This window comes from Pseudarthrobacter sp. MDT1-40-2 (genome assembly GCF_059383595.1).
The window spans coordinates 25,925-44,412 of sequence record NZ_JBWZCL010000009.1; the positions used below are offsets into that span (position 1 = coordinate 25,925).

An 18,488-nucleotide genomic window follows, 5' to 3' on the forward strand; every position below is an offset into this window, starting at 1 on the left:
GACGATCATGACCACCTTTGTTCCCACCCCCACCGTTCCGGCCCCGGATATTGTCCGGTGCGCCTACATGGAACTGGTCGTTACAGACCTCGCCAAGTCGCGGGAGTTCTATGTAGACGTCCTGGGCCTGCACGTGACCGAGGAAGACGAAAACAACATCTACCTGCGCTCCCTTGAGGAGTTCATCCACCACAACCTGGTGCTGCGCAAGGGACCGGTTGCCGCCGTTGCCGCCTTCGCTTACCGGGTTAAGTCCCCTGCCGAAGTGGACGCTGCAGAGGCCTACTACAAGGAAATCGGTTGCCGCACCGAACGGCGCAAAGAGGGCTTCACCAAGGGCATCGGCGACTCCGTGCGGGTGGAGGACCCGTTGGGCTTCCCGTACGAGTTCTTCTACGACGTCCAGCACGTGGAACGCCTCACCCAGCGCTATGACCTCTACTCCGCCGGTGAACTGGTGCGCCTGGACCACTTCAACCAGGTCACCCCGGATGTTCCCCGCGGCCGCGCCTACCTTGAGGATCTCGGCTTCCGCGTCTCCGAGGACATCAAGGATTCCGACGGCGTAACCTACGCCGCGTGGATGCACCGCAAGCAGACTGTCCACGACACCGCCCTTACCGGCGGCAACGGCCCCCGCATGCACCATGTCGCGTTTGCTACACACGAGAAGCACAACATCATCCAGATTTGCGACAAGATGGGCGCGCTGCGCATCAGTGACCGGATTGAACGCGGCCCCGGCCGGCACGGCGTATCCAACGCTTTCTACCTTTACATCCTGGACCCGGACGACCACCGCATCGAAATCTATACCCAGGACTACTACACCGGAGACCCGGACAATCCCACCATTACCTGGGACGTTCATGACAACCAGCGCCGCGATTGGTGGGGCAACCCGGTGGTCCCGTCCTGGTACACGGAGGCCTCCCTGGTCCTGGACCTTGACGGTAACCCGCAGCCCGTGATTGAGCGCGAGGAAAAGAGCGAGATGGCTGTCACGGTCGGCGCCGACGGCTTCAGTTACACCCGCAGGAACGACGACGACGGCGGCGGGCCAGGTGGCGCCGTCGAAGGCTTTAAGTTGGGAGCGCAGCTCTAGCCATGCTGGATGAGAACACGATCGAAGCCATCGCGGACGAGCTACTGGAAGCCGGCCGGAGCCGCACGCCGGTCCCGCGTCTGACGTCCCGCTACCCGGACATGACGGTAGAGGACTCCTACGCCGTGCAGAAGCTGTGGCGCCGGCGGAATGAAGATGCCGGCCGCACTCTCGTGGGCCGGAAAATCGGCCTCACCTCCCGGGCAATGCAGGCAGCCACCGGCATCACTGAGCCGGACTATGGCGCCATCTTCGATGACATGGTGCTGGAAACAGGCTGCTCCGTGGAATGGGACAAGTTCACCCACCCCAGGGTGGAGGTGGAACTGGCCTTCGTGCTGAAGGACGGCCTCAAGGGTCCTGGCTGCACCATTTTCGACGTCCTCAACGCCACGGACTACGTGGTCCCGGCTCTTGAGATCCTCGATTCCCGGATCGAGATGGAGGGCCGGACCATTGTGGATACCATCGCTGACAATGCCGCCATGGGGGCCATGGTGATTGGCGGACGACCGGTGAAGCCGGACGCAGTGGACCTCCGTTGGGTCTCGGCCATTCTCTACAAGAACCAGACCGTGGAGGAAACCGGCGTCGCCGCCGGCGTGCTGGACCACCCCGCGAACGGGGTGCACTGGCTGGCCAACAAGATTGCCGCCCACGGGGACAGCATGAAAGCCGGCGACATCATCCTGGCCGGCTCCTTCACCCGGCCAATGTGGGTATACAAGGGTGATACTGTCCACGCAGACTACGGACCACTGGGAGCTGTCACATGCCAATTCATTTAAACGCGCCGGCCACGTTCCGCGACGCACTGCGCGATCAGACCGGCCAAGACGGCCGGCCGCTGGCGGGCATGTGGGTCTGCTCGGGAAGCCCACTGGTGGCCGAACTGTGCGCCGGATCAGGCCTGGATTGGCTTCTGGTAGACGCCGAGCACAGCCCCAACGGGCTCGAATCCATACTGGCCCAGCTTCAGGCCATCAACGGCTATCCGGTCCATACCCTGGTCCGGCCGCCGGTGAACGACATGGTGGTGATCAAGCAGTACCTGGACCTTGGCGTGCAAAACCTGATCATACCCATGGTTCACTCGGTGGCGGAGGCGGAAGCTGCCGTGGCCGCCACCCGATATCCGCCCCAGGGGGTCCGTGGCGTTGGATCGGCTTTGGCGCGTGCCGCGCGCTGGAACCGCGTCCCCGACTACCTTGCCCGCGCCAACGAAACCATCAGCGTCACCGTACAGATCGAGTCGACGGACGCCGTGGAGGCTGTCGCCGACATTCTTGCTGTCGACGGCGTGGACGCCATTTTCGTCGGGCCCTCCGACCTCGCTGCCTCGATGGGACTCCTGGGACAACAGGAACACCCCGAGGTGCGCGCCGCCGTCGAACACTGCCTTTCGGTTGCCAAAGCCACAGGCAAACCAGCCGGCGTGAATGCCTTCAACCCAAGCACCGCAAAACACTACCTGGACAATGGCGCCGATTTCATCCTGGTAGGAGCCGACGTCGCCCTCCTGGCGCGCGGTTCGGAAGCCCTCGCCGCGCAATACATCAAGCCCGCCGACGGCCAAAACCACCGGGGCACAACAGGGTGACCGTGTGTCCGCCACTCGTAGTCTCGAGGTCCTCGGTGGCCCGGACCTTGCTGGAGCATGTGGAGCGGTACGCGATGTGCAACTAGGCTGGCGCATACAGTGTTCACACGCCACCGGGGGAACTATGAGAACAGCTGCCGCCATGCCTGCCCGCACCTTCCGTCAAAGCGCAGCCCTCGTCCCGATGCTGCTGCTCGCCGTCGTATTGTGTCTGGTTCCGCTGCTGGTCACGGCGGGGGCCGCCCGGGCGGAACCACCCTCGGAGGTGGTGGTGGAGGATACTGCGGGCGCGCTGTATCTGCCGCAGCTCCAGCCCGCCCTGACGGAAATTTCGTTTTACCAGCCAACCAAAGTTGCCGTTTTCACCCGGGCCGGCCGCTCCAGCGACAACCTTAATGAGGAAGTACTCCGCTACGCGCGCGCCGAACATCCCGAGTGGCTCAGTCCGGACGGCCAGAAGTGGGCGGACGGACTGTTTGTCTTTGCGCTGGATACCACCGGCCGCCAGGTTGGTACCTACTTTGGCGAGGACCGGAAGGTCCCGCTGGATGATCAGGAAGCCATCCAGGAAGACAGTTTGGATCTGTTCCGGGAGGCCCAGTGGACGGATGGAACGCTGGCCGCCGTGCGTTCGGCGGCGTCCCGCATCGGCAGGCCCTGGTACCTGCACCCCGGCACCTTGTGGGCTACCGGAATCGGGGCGGCCGGCGTCCTTGCCGGATTCGGAATCCGCGCCGGCATCCGCGCCGGAAACCGGCGCAAGTTCCAGGAAGCACTCGACGCCGGTGACCGCTCGTATGCATCCGTTACCCTCCGCCTGGATGAAACCGAGGTGAACGCCTCAACCATTCCCGCTGACTCCACCTACGGCTCACAGGTACTTGAGAAATGGCATACCCTCTCTGCCAGGCTGCATGAGGCAACCAGGCAACGCGAACTCCTGGGTGCGCTGGGACCCAAAGAACGGTCCGTCAAGGCCAGCGTGAACAGAGCCGTAGAGTTCCAACAGGTGACAGCAGAACTTGACGGCCTCGACGACGCCATCGCAGACTCCAACGCCCTGCTGAACCTGCACTCATCCTGGCGGGAGGCCTGGCGGAACCAGAGCGCCGACCTTGTGGCAGAGCTCAGCGAAGTGGACGGGATGCTGAAGCGCAGCAGCACCAAAGGCAGCCCTGAAACTGCCGCAGCCCTGCGGGCCCATTCGGCTGCGGCCTTGACGCGGATAGCCGCCCTTGAAGCCGGTCTGGACAGCCGCACCGTTACCCCGGACGCGGCGCTTGACGGGCTCAAGGCAGAGCGGGGAAAAATCGCCGCCCTCCTGGAACAGCACGCCGACGCCGTTATTGCCGCCAACACTCGAACACAGCGGGAAGCGGAACTGATGCGCGAGAAGATGGACGAAACCGCCCAAAACCAGTGGCACACCAAACGTTACAGAGGCAGCATCGTGGACATCGCCTACCCCAGGGTGCCCATAGTCTCCGTGGTTGGCTTCAGTGGAGGTGTCGATGCCGGCCGGGAAGCCGTGGCATCCTCCCGGTCCTCGTCCTCGTCCGGGAGCAGCACTGGTTATGGCTCCAGTGGCGGCAGCTTCTCAGGTTCCGGCAGCTCGTCCAGGTTCTGACGCCCCAAAGATGTCCGGAAAAGCTAATCAGGCCTGAACGTCAGCCGTCAGGCGTGCGCCGTTGAAGTACTCGAGCTGCCAGCCGTCAGTGACGTGGTGGTGGGCCAGGTTGAGCACGGCATTGTCCACGCTGTCCAGCGTTTGGCCGAGCGCCAGGTTGAGCGTCAGCCGGATGAGTGAACCATGGGCCACCACCAGCACGCGCTGGCCCGGAAATTCCTTGGCCAGAGTCTCCAACGCTGACAGGCCACGGGATGCGGCGCTCTCCTCACTTTCTGCCCCCACGAAACCGCCGGGAAGACGCAGGGCGTCCAGCTCGGGGCCGTCCTGCATGCCCTCAGCTTCGCCGTAGCTGCGCTCCCTGAGGTCCGCCAGGCGCCTGGTCACGGTAAGGCCAAGGCCTTCGGCGATGATGTCGGCGGTTTCCGCGGCCCGGCTAAGCGGCGAGGACACTACGGCGTCCCATTCGTATCCCGAAAGGGCGGCCACGGCGTCCCGGGCCTGGCCGCGGCCGACGTCATTCAGGGGGATGTCAGTGGTTCCCTGCAGGCGCCGCTGCGCGTTCCAGTCGGTTTGGCCATGGCGGACAAGGGCGAAAGTGGTGAGGGTCATGCCTTCCATTGTTGTCCATGGCGGCGCGTGTGTCCTCCCGAATACCTGTCGAATGAATCACAGACACCTCCGCAGAGAGAGCGCAGCATCCGTGCTAGATCAGCATCGCCTCGCGGACCGTGGCGGCAGAGTCCGCACCACCCCGGCCCGTGGAGGAGACCCTGCCCGCGGCGAGCACGTAGTAGCTGTCCGCTGCCTGCAGCGCGAAGCCGATGTGCTGTTCCACCAGGAGCACGCGCATCCCGCTGCGCTGGGACAGCTTGATGATGGTCGCTTCGATCTCCGCAACCACGTTGGGCTGGATGCCTTCGGTGGGTTCGTCCAGGATCAGGAGCGTGGGCTGGGTAATCAGCGCCCGGGCAATGGCCAGCTGTTGCCGCTGGCCGCCGGACAGCAGCCCGGCCCGCCGGGACAGCAGCGGTTTGAGGGCAGGGAACATGTCCAGCGCCTCGGCCACGCGTTCGCCGCCTGCTTTGCGTCCGTCCGCCACCAGCTGCAGGTTCTCCAGCGCACTGAGCTGCCCGAAGGACTGCTGACCCTGCGGAACGTAAGCCATTCCGCGGGCCACCCGTTGGTGCGGGCGCAGCCCGGCCAGGTCCTCGCCGTCCAGTTTTATGGTCCCGCGGCTGGGTTTGAGAAGTCCGACGACGGCACGCAGCAGGGTGGTTTTGCCGGCGCCGTTGTGGCCCAGGATGGAGACCACGCTGCCGTTCGGGACCGTGAGGTCAACTCCGGAGATCACCTGGGTGCGCCCGTACCCTGTTTGCAGTCCGCTAATTTCCAGCATCAGTGGCCGTCCCTTCCTGAAGGTTCTGGCGTGGCGGTGGTGGCCAGGGACGCTGTGGTGCCCAGGTAAACGTCCTGCACCTTTTTATCCGCCTGCACTTGTGCAACACTTCCTTCGCTGAGGACTTTTCCGGCAGCCAGTACTGTCACCGAGGTGGCGTACTCGCGGACAAAGTCCATGTCATGTTCAATCACCAAAGTGATCCGGCTGGCCGCAATGCGGCGGAGCAACTGGCCGGTCTGTTCCCGCTCGTCCTGGCTCATCCCCGCGATGGGCTCATCCAGAAGAAGCAGGTCCGAGTTCTGAACCAGTAGCATGCCGATTTCCAGCCACTGCTTCTGGCCATGGGCCAGGATGCCGGCTTGCTTGTCCGCCAGGTGTCCCAGGCCAATGATGTCCAGCGCTTCGGCCACTGCCGGCTCCACGGCCTTACGCCGGCGCAGCATTTGCCGCGCCGTACGGCCGGATCCGGCAGCAATATCCAGATTTTGCAGCACGGAGAGGTTTTCAAACACGCTAGCGGTCTGGAAGGTGCGCCCCACTCCGAGTTTGGCGATGTGGTGCACCTTGCGGCCCAGGATCTCCTTGCCCGTGTGGTTTACGGAACCTGTAGCAGGAACCAGACCTGTGATGGCGTCGATAACTGTGGTTTTGCCGGCGCCATTGGGACCGATCAGGAACCGGAGGTCACCCTGGATGACGTCCAGGTCTACGTTGTCCACGGCAAGGAAGCCGTCGAAGGACACGGACAGGCCCCGCACTTCGAGGTACTTCGGCCGGCCGCGGAGGCCACCGGCACGCGGTTCGCCTTCGGGGAGTATGGTTGATGCCGTCATCGGCTGACCTCTTCCGGTACAGGTTCCAGGTTGGTAGTGGCGCCGGCGGCAGGACCGGGCGGTGCCGCCGTCGGGCTTTTCTTCGCTTTGCGTCCCTCTCCCCGCCATCGACCCACCAGCCCGGGCAGCGATGCCAACCCGCCGGGCATAAAGCCGACTACCAGGACGAACAGCAGGCCCTGGAAGTAGACCCAGAACGACGGGAAAGTGGAGGACAGGCCGGACTGTGCCGCGGCAACACCGATGGCTCCCAGCACAGGACCCAACAGAGTGGAGCGGCCGCCGATCGCCACGCCGATCAGGAAAGCAATGGACGGGATAACGCCTACATCTGCCGGCGAGATGATGCCCACGATCGGCACAAACAGCGCCCCTGCAATGCCGGCCATCACGGCTGCCACCACGTACACCACGGTTTTGATGGTGGCGGGATCGTAGCCGAGGAAGCGCACCCGTTCCTCCTGGTCGCGGACAGCCACCAGCAGTTCGCCGAAGCGGCTGTACATCAGCTGCCGCGCCACCGCGATGGAAAGCAGCAGGACAACGGCGGCGATCAGGTACAGCATCACCTTGTTACCGGGGTCCTGCAGGTCGTAACCGAAAAAGGACCTGAAGCCATTCAGCCCGTTTGAGCCGCCGGTGGTGGCTTGCTGGCCGATCAGGAAGACGGCGAAAGCTGCAGCCAGCGCCTGGCTGAGGATCGCGAAGTAGGCGCCCTTCACGCGGCGTTTGAAAATGGCCAGGCCAAGGACCAGCGCCACCAGGCCGGGTACCAGTACGACGGCGACGATGGTCACCACCGGGCTGCGGAACGGTTCCCACCAGCCGGGAACCTGGCCGCTGCCGTACAGCGCCATGAAGTCCGGCACTCCGGAACCGCCGAAGAGCGACGCGTCGGCCAGTTTCATGTGCATGGCCATGATGTAGGCGCCGAGGCCGAAAAACACACCCTGACCCAGGGTCAGCATGCCGCCGCGCCCCCACGCCAGTCCGATGCCGACCGCCACAATCGCGAAGCAAAGGAACTTCCCCAGCAGTCCGAGGTTAAAGGTGGACAGCACGGCCGGGGCGGCCACCAGCAGGAGCAGCGCACCCACGGCGAAGCCAACTGCCGTTCCGCGCGGGCCGCGTAGGCGGCGTAGCAAGGCGATCATGCCAGGCTCCTAGTCTTGAGGCTGAAGATGCCCTGCGGCCGGAGCTGCAGGAACACCACGATCACCAGCAGGATGAGCACCTTGCCGATGCTCGCCGTCGTCGAGTATTCAAAGACGGACTGCAGGACGCCCAGGGTGAAGGCCGCGATGACAGCACCCTTGATCTGGCCGATGCCGCCGGCCACCACCACCAGGAAAGCGTCAACAATGTAGTTGGTCCCGAGGTACGGGCTGGTGGAACCGATCAGCGTGACTGCCGCACCGGCGATCCCCGCCAGGCCAGAGCCGATGAAGAACGTCAGCTGGTCCGTGCGCCGGCTGGAGATACCGCTGGTTTCCGCCAGATCCCGGTTCAGCACTACCGCCCGGATGCGCCGTCCCAACGGGGTGGCCTTCAGCAGCAGGGCCAGGACCGCCAGGCAGAACAGCGAAAGCAGGAGGATGAACAGCCGGGTGAGCGGAAGCGGCGCGCCAAGTATCTCGATGTTGCCCTGCAGCCACCCCGGTGCCCGGACATCAACACTGGGAGCCCCGAAAATGTCCCGCGCGGCCTGCTGGAGGATCAATGCCACCCCGAAGGTCACCAGCAAGGTGTCCAGCGGCCGGTGGTACATGCGGCGCAGCAGGACCGCTTCCAGTACCAGCCCCAGGAAACCTCCCACCAGGAAGCCCACCGGAATGGAAACCAGCAGCGAGACGCCTGCATCAGCGATTGCCTGCTGCACCACAAAGGCTGTGTAGGCGCCGGCCATCATGAATTCGCCGTGTGCCATGTTGATGACGCCCATTTGGCCGAAGGTCAGCGAGAGCCCGAGGGCTGCAAGCAGCAGCACCGAGCCAAGACTGAGTCCGGCAAACATCTGCCCTATCAGGAGTTCCATTCCGGGAGGCCTTTCTTCCGGTTGCGGTGTTTCGGTGATTAGCGGCGAGCGCGGGCTAGCTGCCCAGGCCCTTGGCCCAGTCGTAGGTCTCCAGGAACGGGTCCGGTTCCACCGGTTCCGGCGAGGACCAGACCGTGTCAATGAGCCCGTCTGCGTTGATCTTGCCGATGCGCGGGGTCTTGGTGATGTGGTTGTTTTCGCCGTTGACCGTCACGGTTCCTTCCGGTGCCTCGAAGCTCACGCCGTCCGCTGCTTCCTGGACCTTGTCGACGTCGAACGAGCCCGCCTTCTCAACCATCGCCTTCCACAGGTACAGGGAGGTGTAGGCAGCTTCCATGGGATCGCTGGTGACTCGGTTCGCGCCGTACTTGGCCTTGAACGCGGCCACGAACTTCGTGTTGGCGGGGGTATCCAGGGTCTGGTAGTAATCCCAGGCAGTCAGCTGGTCTTGAACGTTTTCCAGTCCGACGCCGGGAACTTCTTCTTCGGCAATGGACACCGACACCACGGGCATGGTCTCCGCGGTCAGGCCCACGCTCTTGTACTGGCGGAAGAACGCCACGTTGCTGTCACCGTTGAGGGTGTTGAACACGGCGTCGGCCTTGGAATCGCGGACTTTGTTGACGATGGTCGAGAATTCGGTGGAGCCCAGGGGTGCATATTCCTCACCGAGGACTTCCATGCCCTTGGCCTTGGCGTAGGCCTGGATGATCTTGTTGGCGGTCCGCGGGAACACGTAGTCGCTGCCCACCAGGAAGAGGGACTTGGTGCCCTGCTCCGCCAGGTAGTCGAGAGCGGGGATGATCTGCTGGTTGGTGGTGGCGCCCGTGTAGAAGATGTTCTTTGAGGCCTCCAGCCCTTCGTACTGCACCGGGTAGAAGAGGAGTGCGTCGTTGGATTCGAAAACGGGGAGCATGGCCTTGCGGCTGGAAGAAGTCCACCCGCCGAAGACGGCCGCGGTGCAGTCCTGCTGAATGAGCTTGCCCGCCCGTTCGGCAAACTTGGTGGGTTCGCTGGCGCCGTCTTCGCTGATCACCTCGAGCTGCTTGCCCAGCACGCCGCCTGCGGCGTTGATCTCCTCGGCCGCCAGGGACAGTGAGTCAAAGACGGTGCTTTCACTGATGGCCATGGTGCCGGACAGCGAGTTGATGAAACCTACCTTGACGCTGCTGCCTGACGTGTCCACGCAGGAGGTTGCGGTGCTTGCTGTGGACCCGGCTGCCGCCGGATCTGAGATCTGGCTGCCACAACCTGCCAATGCCGCTGCCATCAGGCCTGCGGTTACCGGAAAAAGTGCGCGCTTCTTGACCGAAACTTTCATGTTTAACCCGTTTCTCACTCCGCCGCTGCAGCCAGGGCAGCGGGACGCCTCCGGGGCCATAAGGACACTGACCCGTTGCGCTAAACGTAGGGTCCGAATGTTTCAGGGCGCTCGATAATTCGTTTCAGGGTGGTTTCGGGATAAGCGGTGTTCCGGGCTTGGACAGCGGCCGGCCGGCGGACTCCCCCAAAAATCCGCGGAACTTCGGCTTCTGAGAATTAACCTCCAGGAAACGCGCAGGGCGTAACTTAACCGGCCCTGTCGGACACAAAGCCGCAGTTCAAACGGTCAGGGCAGCGGGCAGGACATCTCCAGCTCCGTCTGGCTCGGGTCAAGGTTGTAGGGCCTCTTGCCGCCAGTGAAACTGAACCCGTTGTGCAGATAGAAGCGTTGGGCACGGGGGTTGTCCTCATGCACTTCCAACCGGAGCAGGCTTCCCCGGGCTCCGGCCCAGGCCTTGATTGCTTCAAGCAGCGCAGCAGCCACGCCGTGGACACCTCCCCGGAAGTCCGGCGTCACGTAGACGCCAACGAGCAGCGGGTCCTGCGCGCCTTCCGGAATGTAGCAGCCCATGGTCCCCACCCAGCGGCCATCCTCAGCAACTGCAACCAGTGCGGTGCCCGTCTCCGCCTGCCCCCGGGCGCCACGGGCCCGCCAGTCCTGCTCACTGAGCTGCAGGGCGTCCTGCAGGGACTCAGCAAAGGCCACAGGCTCGTCGGCCAGCATTTCGAGGCGAAGGTCCCGCACCCGGCGCCAGTCCTCAGCCGTAGTAGCCCGTATGGTGATCGTCATGAAAGCCTGTCCCCCGTATCCATTGTTTTGACGACAGTCTAGTTCTGGCAGGCCCCCGGCTTGTAAGCGCAGACTGGCCTAGGCTGGGGACCATGGCCATCCTCCACAAAGCAACCTTGACCCCTTCAAAGCTCCAGCTCATCGAGCAGTTCCTGCCTCTGCAGCCGTGGTTCAACCAAGCAGGCACAGATGCGGCGCCCCAGCTTCTGGGCGCCTACCGCTTTGACGATCCGGATGGCGAAGTCGGGCTGGAGACGCACCTCGTTTCCCACGCCGGCACCGTCTACCAGGTCCCGTTGAGCTACCGCGGTTCCGAGCTGCCGGGCGCCGACGCGTGGCTCGCCGGCACCATGGACCACTCGGTGCTGGGCAAGCGGTGGGTCTACGACGCCTGCGCCGATCCCGTCTACGCCACTGCCCTCGCCGATGCGATCCTCCTGGGTCAGGAAGAGGCGGAGCAGTTTGTCCAGGCGGACGGGAAACTGGAACCTCGCCCCAGCACAGTCAGTATCAAGGGAAGTGGAACGCCCGACGGCGGGATCCCCACCGACGAGCCGACGCTCAGTCCCGCAGCGCCCACCACTGAAAACCGCGTCACTGTCATTGACGCCGGAAGGATGCAGCTCTTCGTCTTCCGGGTCCTGGACCTGGACGCGGCACCGGCAGATCCCGGGCTGAACGGTGTCTGGGCGGGACAGGAACTCCCCGTCCCCTTAGCGACGCTGGTGCAGGTATAAGAGATTCAGTGTCCATCTACAGCGTCGAGACGAAACGCTTGCGGCTGCGCCGGATGGCGGACGAGGACTTGGACCGGATGGCTGGCCTCCTGGGCAATCCGGAGGTTATGCGCCACTACCCCGCTCCCAAAACCCGCGCCGACGCTCAGCAATGGATCACCTGGAACAAGCGCAACTATGCCTATCACGGCTTCGGGCTCTGGATTGTGGAGACGAAGGAAGGTTACTTCCTGGGCGACTGCGGCCTAACCATGCAAGTGGTGGACGGCATTTCCGAGGTCGAGGTGGGGTACCACATCCTTCCTGAGTACCAGGGCCTTGGCTACGCCACCGAGGCTGCAGCGGGCTGCCTGAATTTCGCAGGGCAGGCGGGAATCGGCCGGGTTGTGGCTATCATCAATCCGGCCAACATCCCGTCCCAGCGGGTAGCTGTCAAATGTGGCCTGGTGCTGGAAAAACGCACAGTGGCGCACGGTCTGGAGCAGCTCATCTTCGCCGGCAGCCCGGCTTCACTGCTTAGGCCGCCACACCACTACGGCCTGTGACCTGGCCCGCGGGCGCTGGCCGCGTGCCAGGCTGACGACGTCGCCGGCTGCGCCCGCTGCGAAGATACGGGAGTCCAGTGGCTGACGGCGCCGGACGTTGAGTTCCTCGGTGAGCTCGGTGACCCGGTTCTGCAGCGCAGCCACCTGGTTCTCCAGCTGAAGGATCCGCTTGATGCCCTCCAGCGAGACGCCTTCCTGGGACAGCCGCTGGATTTCCCGGAGCATATTGACGTCACGCTGGGAGTACCGCCGGGATTTTCCCGGGGCACGCCGCGGCGAAACGAGGCCAAGGCGGTCGTACTGGCGGAGGGTTTGCGGGTGCATGTCCGCCAGCTCCGCAGCCACCGAGATCACGAAAATCGGCTGATCAGCACTGATGTTCATGACCATCCCGCCTTACAACCGGGCTTTTGCGGCGAGACCCTCACGGACGTCGGCATCGGCGGTAGCCTCGGCGAATGCCCGCACAGCCTCCTCCGCAGCCTTGTTCAAATTGCTGGGAACTGCGACGTCGATAGTCACCAGAAGGTCTCCGGTTCCCTTTGACGTCTTCACGCCGTGCCCCTTGACCCGGAGCGTCCGCCCGGACGGGGTCCCGGCAGGAACACGGACCCGGACCCGCTCGCCGTCGAATGTCGGCACCTCAATCTCCGCCCCCAGAGCCGCTTCTGCGAAGGTGACCGGGACGTGGATACGGAGGTTGTCGCCGTCGCGCGTGTAGAAGGGGTGCGGCTTGACCGAAACCTGGACCATCAGGTCGCCGTTTCCCGCGGCACCGGGCTGGCCCTTGCCGCGGACGCGGACCTTCTGGCCGTCCTTAATGCCGGGCGGAACACGGACGTCGATGACCTCACCATTGGGCTCGCGCAGGCCAATGGTGGTGCCCCTGATGGAACCGGCGAACGAAATACTGGTAGTCGCGGTCCTGTCGGCACCCTTTTGCGGGGTGCGCTGGTATCCCGCTGGACCGCCAAAACCCCCGTTGCCAAACAGGTCAGCGAACTCGGGCGGGATGCCGCCGGCCGTGCTGAACCCCCCGGCATGGCGTCCGGCATTGCCGGTGAACAGGCCGCCGAACATGTCCTCGAAGCCTGCATTGCCACCGGGACCGGCGCCGCCGGGGGCGAACCGGGCCCCGCCGCCCATGGCCCGGATGGCGTCATACTGCTGGCGCTCTTCGGGGTCAGACAGGACGGAGTAAGCCTCGGAGATGTCCTTGAACTTCTTCTCCGACGCGCTGTTGCCCGAGTTGGTGTCAGGGTGGTGCTCGCGCGCTAGCTTCCGGTAGGCCTTCTTGATATCGGCGTCGGAAGCGTCCTTGGCAACACCAAGGATCTTGTAAAAGTCCTTGTCCACCCAATCCTGGCTAGCCAATGGCGTTTCCTTTCAAAGTTGTGGGTCGGTGGTTGAGCCTCTTGGGTTTCGACGAGCTCAACCGACAAGCTCAACCACCGAGACTCAACCACCGGGGTAGTACTACGCCGGAACTGCGACGATGACCTGGGCCGCGCGGAGGACGCGGTCGCCCGTTTTGTAGCCTGAGCGAAGCACCTGGCTGACGGTGTCAACCTCGATGTCCTCGCCTGGCTGCTGGATGAGGGCTTCGTGGATGGTCGGATCGAACTCCACGCCGGTCTCATCGATACGGACCAGGTTGTACGTCTTCAGCGCATTTTCCAGCTTGGCGGCGATCGCGGCGAAGGGGCCGTCCTCGAGGTCGCCGTGCTGGCGGGCGGCATCGATGTCATCCAGTACCGGAAGCAGCGAGTTCAGGACGCCGATGACGGCCATCTCCCCTGCCACGGCACGGTCGCGTTCGACGCGTTTGCGGTAGTTGACGTACTCGGCCTGCAGCCGGAGAAGGTCATTCTTCAGTTCAGCTGCTTCAGCAGTGGTTGCGCCGGCAGGAACCCCCTGGGCCACGGATTCCTCGGCGGGCACCTGGATGCCGTTGAGGATTTCCTCGGCCTGGGCGAGGGCGTCGGCCTCGACCGGCTCCCCCGACTGAGTGGCGGGCTCGCCCGCGGGAGACTCGGGGTGCCGTGCCTTGCCGGTCACCGGGTCAACCTTGCGGTTGTCCCGGATGACCGGCTCCTGGCGTCCGGATCCAGCCTGTTCCTGCTGGCGCTCCTGTTGCTCTGAACTGCCGGCTGAAGAGTGCTCTTCCTCGTTACCGTGATGAGGCATAATTACTTCTTCACTTCGTCTTCGTCGATGATTTCGGCGTCCACGATGTCTTCATCGGAACTGGCGGACGCGCCGTCTGACGAGGCTCCCGCAGCACCTTCAGCGCCGGCGTCGGCCGGAGCCGCCTGGGCGTAGATTGCTTCGCCCAGCTTGGTCTGCGAGGCCTGCAGCTTCTCGAAAGCGGTCTTCACGGCTGCGTCGTCGGTGCCTTCCAGCGCCTTCTTGAGATCGTCGACGTCGGCCTGCACCTCGGTCTTGACCTCTTCCGGGAGCTTGTCAGCGTTGTCGGCGATGAGCTTGTCCACCGAGTACGCAAGTTGTTCGGCAGTGTTGCGGGTGTCGGTTGCCTCGCGGCGGGCCTTGTCCTCTGCTGCGTGCTCCTCGGCGTCCCGGACCATACGGTCGATGTCCTCCTTAGAGAGCGCCGTGCCGCCGGTGATGGTCATCGACTGTTCCTTGCCGGTGCCCTTGTCCTTGGCGGACACGTGGACGATGCCGTTGGCGTCGATGTCGAAGGTGACCTCGATCTGCGGAATGCCACGAGGAGCCGGGGCAATGCCGGTCAGTTCGAACGTGCCCAGCGGCTTGTTGTCGCGGGTGAATTCACGTTCGCCCTGGAAGACCTGGATGGCCACGGACGGCTGGTTGTCGTCGGCGGTGGTGAAGGTCTCGGAACGTTTCGTGGGAATAGCAGTGTTGCGCTCGATCAGGTGCGTCATCACGCCACCCTTGGTTTCGATACCGAGGGACAGCGGGGTGACGTCGATGAGCAGGACGTCCTTGCGCTCACCCTTCAGCACGCCGGCCTGCAGCGCTGCGCCAACGGCTACAACCTCATCCGGGTTAACGCCCTTGTTCGGTTCCTTGCCGCCGGCCAGTTCCTTGACCAGGTCGTAGACCGCGGGCATACGGGTGGAGCCGCCGACCAGGACGATGTGGTCGATGTCGGAGAGCTTGATGCCGGCTTCCTTGATGACGTCGTGGAACGGCTTCTTGGTGCGCTCGAGCAGGTCCTTGGTGAGGTCCTGGAACTTGGCGCGGGTGAGCTGCTCGTCCAGGTGGACCGGGCCGTCGGGGGTGACGGACAGGTACTGGAGGGAGACGTTGGTGCTGGTGGAGGAGGAGAGTTCCTTCTTGGCCTGCTCGGCAGCTTCACGCAGGCGCTGCAGGGCGATCTTGTCCTTGGAAAGGTCGATGCCCTTGACCTTGAGCTGGTTCAGCAGGTATTCAACAACGCGCTGGTCCCAGTCGTCACCGCCCAGGCGGTTGTCGCCTGCGGTGGAGCGGACCTGGATGGTGGAGAAGTCGTCTTCATCCTTGCCGACTTCCAGCAGGGAGACGTCGAACGTGCCGCCGCCGAGGTCGAACACGAGGATAAGTTCGTCTTCCTTGCCCTTGTCCAGGCCGTAAGCCAGGGCGGCCGCGGTGGGCTCGTTGACGATACGCAGCACGTTCAGGCCTGCGATCTCGCCGGCTTCCTTGGTGGCCTGGCGCTCGGCGTCATTGAAGTAGGCGGGAACGGTGATCACTGCATCGGTGACCTTTTCACCGAGGTAGCTCTCGGCGTCGTTCTTCAGCTTCATGAGGATACGCGCGGAAATTTCCTGCGGCGTGTACTTCTTGTCATCGATCGACACGTTCCAGTCAGTGCCCATGTGGCGCTTGACCGAAGCGATGGTGCGGTCGATGTTGTTGACGGCCTGGCGCTTGGCGATTTCGCCAACCAGGACTTCGCCGGACTTAGAGAAAGCAACTACCGACGGCGTGGTGCGGCCACCCTCGGCGTTGGCAATGACGGTGGGCTCGCCACCTTCGAGAACGGAGACAACGGAGTTGGTGGTTCCGAGGTCAATACCTACTGCACGTGACATGTGATGCTTCCTTCTTTCTTGGAAACTTGCTGCGGCGCTCAATCATTGAGCGTTCTGCACTCAAGGTTACTCCGGGAATTCGCGATGTCAATAAAAGTTGAGTCGAGTCCACTCAAGTTTGATGGGAAGGCCAGACAGCCTCGGGAGACTTCCTTGGATTTGCAAGGGTTTTTGGGCACGCTAAAGAGCGTTGGAAGGCCTTCCGCTGTCCGCGAACAGTCAAGGGCAGCTGGCTACGAAGCTGGTTGCAGGGGAAGAATTACCGACCCTAGCTGCCCTCCCAGGGGCGCTCCTCCTTGGGGTACTTCTCCTGGCCTACCTGCCCGGCCTGCCCGTAATCACCTTCAGGATATTCAGCGTCCCCATCGCCTCCGGGTTCGGAACTGCTGACGGATCCACCGTGCCCGGCTTTGCCGTAATCACCCTCCGGATACTCCCCCTCCTCCCGCGTCACCCCCGAGGTTTCGGATTCTCCTGCGCTGCCGTAGTCCCCAGTGGTGTACCCGCCTTCGTCGTCGGAGGCAGCACCCCCCGCCCTGCCGGCGTCCCCATAGTCGCCCTCGACGTAATCGGCATCGTCTCCGGACGGGCTGCTGCCCGAGTCCTGCACCACATCACGCTCCTGGCCTCGATCCGGACCGGCACCAAGAATGTCGTCGGGGTCGAGGGGGTTTCTGCTTGATCCTGAATCGGTGTTCTCGCTCATGGCTTTCACTCCTCTGGATGGGGCATCTTCAGAACAAAAGAAAGTCTACTTACCATTAGCATCGGGCGACAGGGCTGCGAGTCCTGCCAGCCGGGCCAGATGCTCCACATGCTGGTCGAAGAGTTCATCATTGGCGCGGAAGGTATCCGGCCCATACTGGCCAAAGACCTCGAAGCTGACAGTGCCAAAAAGCGCCGTCCAGACCAGCGTTCCGCGCGCCAGAATGGCATCGCTGAGCGCACCACCCAGTTGCCCGCGGATTGCCTCAAAATCAGAATGAAGGGCAGGTCCGACGGCGGGCGACCGCGACTCTGCAGGCGACCGTCCGCCCGTGGCGCGGTAGGCGTCATCCACCACCTTGATCAGCGCCCGCACCACCCTTGTTCCAGGCACTGTGGTGCGCTCTTCCGGCGCTTTGTAGCCGGGAACCGGGCTGCCAAACAAAAGTCCATAGCGGGCAGGTTCGCGAAGCGCCCAGGATCGGACGGCGTGGGCCAGCGCATCAAAGCGTCCCCGGTGGTCGCTTTCCGGACGGGCGGCAATGGCGGCGTCGACGGCGTCGCCCAGTTCGTTGTACGCATCCACCAACAGAAGAGTCAGCAGCTCATCCCGGCTTTCGACATACCGGTAGACGGCGGAGGACACCACTCCGAGGTCGCGGGCAACGGCCCGCAGTGAGAGTGCGGCGGCCCCCTGCTTGGCCAGATGTTCCCTGCCCAGCCGGAAAATATCGGCGATTGTTTGGGCCCTGGCGCGAGCACGGGGCGTAAGTGGGAAAACGGCAGACTCGGCGTCGGACATATCACCAAGCACGCCACGCAAAGGCCTCATCCGGCAGCACCGCAAGCGCTTGAGATCAGCGCTCGCTCTTGGCCTCTGGTCCGCCGGTGTCACGCCTGATAGTTGCTGTTCCAGCTGCATAATTTCATGGAACGTTGGCCGGAGCCCTTGGGCTCCGGCCAACTGCTCTTTATTCAAAGGTTGCTGACTGGGCCCCTAAGGCTCCGGCCAACTCATTGGGTATTAGTTCCGGGCGGTGCGGCTCCGGCGGGAAACGAGGAGGATCCCGCTTCCCAAGAGCAGGCTCGCAAGCAGCAGCAGCACAGATGCGTCCGTGCCGGTCTGTGCAAGGCTTCCGCCAACTCCAGTGGTGGAAGCAGCAGAGGCAGCGCCCTTCGCAGCGCCCGTGTTGCCAGCCGTGACCACCTTGGAGTGGGTTGCAGCAGCAGCGTTGTTATGGATTACGGTCTTCGTGTGGTGGTTGACGACGTTCTTACCACCGTGGTCGATCACGATCACAACCGGGTCCTTCGGGTCCTTCGGGTCCTTCGGGTCCTTCGGGTCCTTCGGGTCCTTCGGGTCCTTCGGGTCCTTCGGGTCCTTAGGGTCCTTCGGGTCCTTCGGGTCCTTCGGGTCCTTCGGGTCCTTCGGGTCCTTCGGATCCTTCGGGTCCTTCGGGATCACTACGGAAGTGTTGCAACCCTTGACTGTGCTGTCACCGATGACAGTGATCGCGTTGCACGTGATATTGATAGGCGCGAGAACGTTCAGGTCCAGACCGATATTGCCAACCAAGCCGTCCAGGTCAAGCAGGTCCCCATCAAGCAGGTCCCCACCAAGCAGGTCCCCACCAAGCAGGTCCCCACCAAGCAGGTCCCCACCAAGCAGGTCCCCACCAAGCAGGTCCCCACCAAGCAGGTCCCCACCAAGCAGGTCCCCACCAAGCA

General features: G+C 63.6%; 20 protein-coding genes. 6 read left to right on the forward strand and 14 right to left on the reverse strand.

The window, feature by feature from the left end:
• Window positions 1-7: 7 nt before the first annotated feature.
• From hpaD to AC50X5_RS16335, 4 genes are all read left to right on the forward strand, one after another.
• Entirely contained in the window at window positions 8-1,105 is a 1,098-nt protein-coding gene (gene hpaD, locus AC50X5_RS16320; RefSeq protein ID WP_494977124.1) for a 3,4-dihydroxyphenylacetate 2,3-dioxygenase, read from the forward strand.
• Window positions 1,106-1,107: 2 nt separating this feature from the next.
• Window positions 1,108-1,893 carry a 2-oxo-hept-4-ene-1,7-dioate hydratase gene (gene hpaH / locus AC50X5_RS16325; RefSeq protein WP_494977125.1) on the forward strand — a complete coding sequence of 262 codons (786 nt, stop codon included), beginning with the start codon at window positions 1,108-1,110 and terminating at the stop codon, window positions 1,891-1,893.
• Window positions 1,878-2,705: an HpcH/HpaI aldolase family protein gene (locus AC50X5_RS16330; RefSeq protein ID WP_494977126.1), complete on the forward strand. Its 828-nt coding sequence runs from the start codon at window positions 1,878-1,880 to the stop codon at window positions 2,703-2,705. Before hpaH ends, AC50X5_RS16330 begins: the two co-directional genes overlap by 16 nt.
• A gap of 124 nt (window positions 2,706-2,829) precedes the next feature.
• Window positions 2,830-4,332, forward strand: a complete 1,503-nt coding sequence (locus tag AC50X5_RS16335) for a DUF5129 domain-containing protein (protein ID WP_494977127.1) — start codon at window positions 2,830-2,832, stop codon at window positions 4,330-4,332.
• A 27-nt stretch (window positions 4,333-4,359) separates the two neighbouring features.
• On the opposite strand, the gene AC50X5_RS16340 is transcribed toward AC50X5_RS16335, so the two are convergent.
• From AC50X5_RS16340 to AC50X5_RS16370, 7 genes are all read right to left on the reverse strand, one after another.
• Window positions 4,360-4,953 carry a histidine phosphatase family protein gene (locus tag AC50X5_RS16340; protein WP_494977128.1) on the reverse strand — a complete coding sequence of 198 codons (594 nt, stop codon included), beginning with the start codon at window positions 4,951-4,953 and terminating at the stop codon, window positions 4,360-4,362.
• Window positions 4,954-5,038: 85 nt separating this feature from the next.
• On the reverse strand, window positions 5,039-5,731 hold the full coding sequence (gene urtE / locus AC50X5_RS16345; RefSeq protein WP_494977129.1) for an urea ABC transporter ATP-binding subunit UrtE: 693 nt from the start codon (window positions 5,729-5,731) through the stop codon (window positions 5,039-5,041).
• On the reverse strand, window positions 5,731-6,567 hold the full coding sequence (urtD, locus tag AC50X5_RS16350; RefSeq protein WP_494977130.1) for an urea ABC transporter ATP-binding protein UrtD: 837 nt from the start codon (window positions 6,565-6,567) through the stop codon (window positions 5,731-5,733). Before urtD ends, urtE begins: the two co-directional genes overlap by 1 nt.
• A complete protein-coding gene (gene urtC, locus AC50X5_RS16355; RefSeq protein WP_494977131.1) occupies window positions 6,564-7,721 on the reverse strand; it encodes an urea ABC transporter permease subunit UrtC in 1,158 nt (385 codons plus the stop codon). The genes urtD and urtC overlap by 4 nt, the downstream gene beginning before the upstream one ends.
• Entirely contained in the window at window positions 7,718-8,602 is an 885-nt protein-coding gene (gene urtB / locus AC50X5_RS16360) for an urea ABC transporter permease subunit UrtB (RefSeq protein ID WP_494977132.1), read from the reverse strand. The genes urtC and urtB overlap by 4 nt, the downstream gene beginning before the upstream one ends.
• Before the next feature lie 55 nt (window positions 8,603-8,657).
• Window positions 8,658-9,923: an urea ABC transporter substrate-binding protein gene (gene urtA, locus AC50X5_RS16365; protein ID WP_494977133.1), complete on the reverse strand. Its 1,266-nt coding sequence runs from the start codon at window positions 9,921-9,923 to the stop codon at window positions 8,658-8,660.
• Between the two features lie 288 nt (window positions 9,924-10,211).
• Window positions 10,212-10,715: a GNAT family N-acetyltransferase gene (locus AC50X5_RS16370; protein ID WP_494977134.1), complete on the reverse strand. Its 504-nt coding sequence runs from the start codon at window positions 10,713-10,715 to the stop codon at window positions 10,212-10,214.
• A gap of 92 nt (window positions 10,716-10,807) precedes the next feature.
• On the opposite strand from AC50X5_RS16370, the gene AC50X5_RS16375 reads away from it, so the two are divergent.
• Together AC50X5_RS16375 and AC50X5_RS16380 are read left to right on the forward strand one after the other, a co-directional pair.
• A complete protein-coding gene (locus AC50X5_RS16375) occupies window positions 10,808-11,452 on the forward strand; it encodes a CG0192-related protein (protein WP_494977135.1) in 645 nt (214 codons plus the stop codon).
• 8 nt (window positions 11,453-11,460) lie between these two features.
• Entirely contained in the window at window positions 11,461-11,997 is a 537-nt protein-coding gene (locus AC50X5_RS16380) for a GNAT family N-acetyltransferase (RefSeq protein WP_494977136.1), read from the forward strand.
• Here the strand turns inward: AC50X5_RS16380 and AC50X5_RS16385 are convergent.
• The 7 genes from AC50X5_RS16385 to AC50X5_RS16415 form a co-directional block, all read right to left on the reverse strand.
• Window positions 11,962-12,381: a heat shock protein transcriptional repressor HspR gene (locus tag AC50X5_RS16385; RefSeq protein WP_494977137.1), complete on the reverse strand. Its 420-nt coding sequence runs from the start codon at window positions 12,379-12,381 to the stop codon at window positions 11,962-11,964. The two genes, AC50X5_RS16380 and AC50X5_RS16385, sit on opposite strands and share 36 nt — an antisense overlap.
• Window positions 12,382-12,393: 12 nt before the next feature.
• Complete coding sequence (locus tag AC50X5_RS16390) at window positions 12,394-13,371, reverse strand: DnaJ C-terminal domain-containing protein (protein ID WP_493985809.1); 978 nt, start codon at window positions 13,369-13,371, stop codon at window positions 12,394-12,396.
• A gap of 102 nt (window positions 13,372-13,473) precedes the next feature.
• Window positions 13,474-14,184, reverse strand: coding sequence for a nucleotide exchange factor GrpE (locus AC50X5_RS16395; protein ID WP_494977138.1), 711 nt, complete (start codon window positions 14,182-14,184; stop codon window positions 13,474-13,476).
• Between the two features lie 2 nt (window positions 14,185-14,186).
• The gene (dnaK, locus tag AC50X5_RS16400; protein ID WP_494977139.1) at window positions 14,187-16,055 is read right to left on the reverse strand and encodes a molecular chaperone DnaK; all 1,869 of its coding nucleotides are present in this window, start codon (window positions 16,053-16,055) and stop codon (window positions 14,187-14,189) included.
• 268 nt (window positions 16,056-16,323) lie between these two features.
• Entirely contained in the window at window positions 16,324-16,761 is a 438-nt protein-coding gene (locus AC50X5_RS16405; RefSeq protein WP_494977140.1) for a hypothetical protein, read from the reverse strand.
• Between the two features lie 45 nt (window positions 16,762-16,806).
• Window positions 16,807-17,562, reverse strand: a complete 756-nt coding sequence (locus AC50X5_RS16410; protein ID WP_494977146.1) for a TetR/AcrR family transcriptional regulator — start codon at window positions 17,560-17,562, stop codon at window positions 16,807-16,809.
• 222 nt (window positions 17,563-17,784) lie between these two features.
• Window positions 17,785-18,488: LPXTG cell wall anchor domain-containing protein (locus AC50X5_RS16415; RefSeq protein WP_494977141.1), on the reverse strand; the 704-nt coding region annotated here is incomplete at its 5' end.